The following is a 3,260-nucleotide window of genomic DNA, read 5'->3' on the forward strand; positions in this document are numbered from 1 at the left end:
GTTCTGATGTTCGCTGATGCTCATGCCCATAGGCAGGGATCTTCGACCCGCGTTTTGTTATATGGCGTAAGTTCATCCGTCAATATACGCGGCGTCGACTCCGACCTTGTGGCACCAATCGATAAGTGCTTGACTCTGCTTTATTCGAAACCGTACAAGGTTAGTCACGCGCGAAATGGCGTTAAACAGGGATGCTTGGATAATGGGTGGACGGTATGTCCGACGATGACGACAGCCGAATGCATTTCCTCATGGTGTGATTCTACGTTCACGAGTATAGAGTCATCGCTGCCTAGATCTCGACGCTACCAATTCGATTCCCGTCAAGAGAAAACACATCGAGAAGATACTACCTGCTCAACAAACACTGATCTATATGTAACGACAGGATATGCTCGACTTCCGAGGTAAGTAGCAGATTCAGTTGGTATGGAGCCTAGCTGGGCCCCTGGGTTGATTACGATGACAAGATATCTTCCCGACTGGAAGTATTCGATTAGGCTGCGGAAGATCGACGACCACAGAATCTCCGGATCATACGACAAGGACGTCTTATGTCAGAAACGCAGTCAGATTTTCTTATCCAACTGAACACAGTGCTTTCTGCTGAGCAACTGGAACAGCGCGCAGAAGTACTACTGGAGAATTCCCGGGACTTCGGGCAATTCGTCGGCGACCCCATCATGCCTCTGGCCGTGGTTTACCCCCGAACGGTTGAAGACGTCCAAAAGGTAATGCGACTGGCCTACGAACATCGCATGCCCGTTGTTTCGCGTGGTGCCGGTACCGGTGTATCCGGAGGCGTTCACGTAACCGGTAAGTGCATTGTCCTGAACCTCATGCAGATGAACCGAATCGTGGAAGTTCGCCCCGAAGACGAAGTCGCGGTGGTGGAACCTGGAGTGATCAACTATGACTTGAACGTAGCTGTCTCCGAACACGGTCTCATGTACGCACCGGATCCGGCCAGCTATAAGATGTCTACCATTGGTGGCAATATTGCCACCAATGCTGGTGGTCTACGCTGTGCCAAATACGGAGTGACACGTGAATCGGTACTTGCTGTAGACGTTGTTCTGTCGGATGGCCGTTTAGTTCATCTGGGACGTAATACCTTCAAAGGTGTTGCAGGCTACGACCTCACCGGATTGTTTACCGGTTCGGAGGGAACACTTGGCGTCGTGGTGCGCGCGGTGCTGCGCTTACGATATTTGCCGGTGGATGAGCGCGACATCTCGATGTTATTCCCAAGTTTGGAAGCAGCAGTCCTTGGCGTTCAACGCATAGCCCGCGCCCGCGTACAGCCGGCCATTCTGGAGCTCCTTGATTTGCCGACTATCGAAATCTTAGATGATCAATACTCGACCAACTATGCAGCGCATGGTGGTGCCATGCTCTTAGTCAGGGTGGATGGATATGGCGCCGAAAAGGAAGAAGCTGTCATTCGCGAGACCTTCGAGAACCAAGAAGTAACCCTCAGCGACTCCGGTGCGGACGAAGCCACAACGCTTATCGAAATGCGGCGAACAAGCCGTGGAGATACTAAAGACGATGCCTATCGCATGGGGGAGGACATTGCAGTGCCAAAGAGCAAGATGTCCGACTACGTGCGAGAACTGCGACAGATCGCTTACTCTCACGAGGTAGATGTCAGAGTCATTGCCCATGCGGGGGACGGCAACCTGCATCCTACATTCTCGGTTGAACCCGGTGCCGGAGTCGATCCTCTGGCGAGACTTTCTAAGGCATTGGAAGGATCAATTCGATTGGCCATCGAGATGGGCGGAACCATCACCGGTGAACATGGAGTCGGCCTTATCAAACGCGATTGGTTGAGCTGGGAACAAACTGCTGACGTTCTGCTTCTCCAGCAAGAAATCAAAGCGCTGTTTGACCCGAGGAATATTCTCAACCCCGGCAAGGCACTTTAGTTTCCTTGAACGACGTCCGTTCCTTCTTCAATAGCTCACTGGCAGATTTAGCACAGACGCATCCCCGGGTGTAGTGTATAACCGTTGTAGAGTTACGGGATATAGCGCAGCTTGGTAGCGCGCGTCGTTCGGGACGACGAGGTCGCAGGTTCAAATCCTGTTATCCCGACTAGCAAATGAATAAGGGGGTCCCTAGGGACCCCCTTATTTTTGGTTGAGGGTGTCGTGCGCATATTTCACCGTCCATCGCCAGAGGTATCCAAGCCCGCCGTTCCACTCCCCGCGTACCTGTAGTCGGGCTCTGTTTTGACGTAAAACTGCACCTCAACACAATAGAGCTGTAGATCACTCGAGGAGAAGGGCTCAAAAGATGCCTAAACGAGTTTTCTTATGTATAGTTATATCTCGTGCTAAGGCATTTCGAAGAGAATGATCTTGATGGTCTTCACTGAGGAAGCCAAGTCACATTGGGATATGGTGTAATTGGCAACACAACGGTTTCTGGTTCCGTCATTCTAGGTTCGAGTCCTGGTATCCCAGCGCTTCACCAGAGTAATTTGGTGAGTTGAAGAGAAATCTTCGGCGTACGGCCCCATCGTATAGCGGCCTAGTACTCCGCCCTCTCACGGCGGCAACACGGGTTCGAATCCCGTTGGGGTCACACATCAAAACGCGGAACTTCGGTTCCGCGTTTTTTGCTTTAAGATTACGCTCATCGAACTTCGTGGCCATCCTTTGCGCACGCGTTACTGTTACTTCAGCATCTTCTGTCGGAGCGAGGCGAACGGCAGTATCACCACGGGAACGAACGATGCGCTAGCTGGTGGTTGAGTGGCCGGGACAGACACACGGCCTACCCGCATTGTGTCACTACAGTCGGTCGCGAATGCAACGATGCCTGTGGACCGGGTTTAAGTACTGCCGTAGTTTGCGCCCGGTGATGTCATCGAGGGCAGTGGGATCCACGAGATGTTCAGCAACGGGGATTCACTTAGCCAAGTTTCACCCTTCGACTGGTCGAGGTTCCAGCCCGGGGACGCCAGCTCAACGTCTGGGTTTATCAATTTCATCTCGGATGCCGGCCGGTGGAACCATCTCATCGGAAGGGAGTCTGCGTTTCCCATCTTCGCGCTGCCTGGCCTCTCAAACTGTTGGGCGCCTCGGCATGCCGAAATTGAACGTCACTGCGCATAAGCATCGAAGCATTCAGCGATAGTGATTATTCGGAGGTCAATAGTGAGCAAGCAACCGTGTGTCGGGTGCGGTCTAGGCCTGTTGAACTTTGACAGTGTCTACCGAGATGAAGTCCGGTCATAGAGAGAATAAGGG

The 3,260-nt window shown here is 52.5% G+C and carries 1 protein-coding gene and 3 tRNA genes; all 4 read left to right on the forward strand.

Annotated features, from left to right (window positions below; genetic code table 11):
* The first annotated feature begins 554 nt into the window (after window positions 1–554).
* Window positions 555–1,931 (forward strand): FAD-binding oxidoreductase, encoded by a 1,377-nt coding sequence (locus tag ACT3TP_RS18475; RefSeq protein WP_096286796.1) that lies wholly within the window; start codon window positions 555–557, stop codon window positions 1,929–1,931.
* Window positions 1,932–2,026: 95 nt separating this feature from the next.
* A tRNA-Pro gene (locus tag ACT3TP_RS18480) sits at window positions 2,027–2,100 on the forward strand.
* A 299-nt stretch (window positions 2,101–2,399) separates the two neighbouring features.
* Window positions 2,400–2,471: transfer RNA gene (locus ACT3TP_RS18485), tRNA-Gln, on the forward strand.
* 48 nt (window positions 2,472–2,519) lie between these two features.
* Window positions 2,520–2,592: transfer RNA gene (locus ACT3TP_RS18490), tRNA-Glu, on the forward strand.
* Window positions 2,593–3,260: the final 668 nt, after the last annotated feature.

It is taken from the genome of Glutamicibacter sp. AOP38-B1-38 (assembly GCF_052377485.1).
Lineage (GTDB): Bacteria > Actinomycetota > Actinomycetes > Actinomycetales > Micrococcaceae > Glutamicibacter.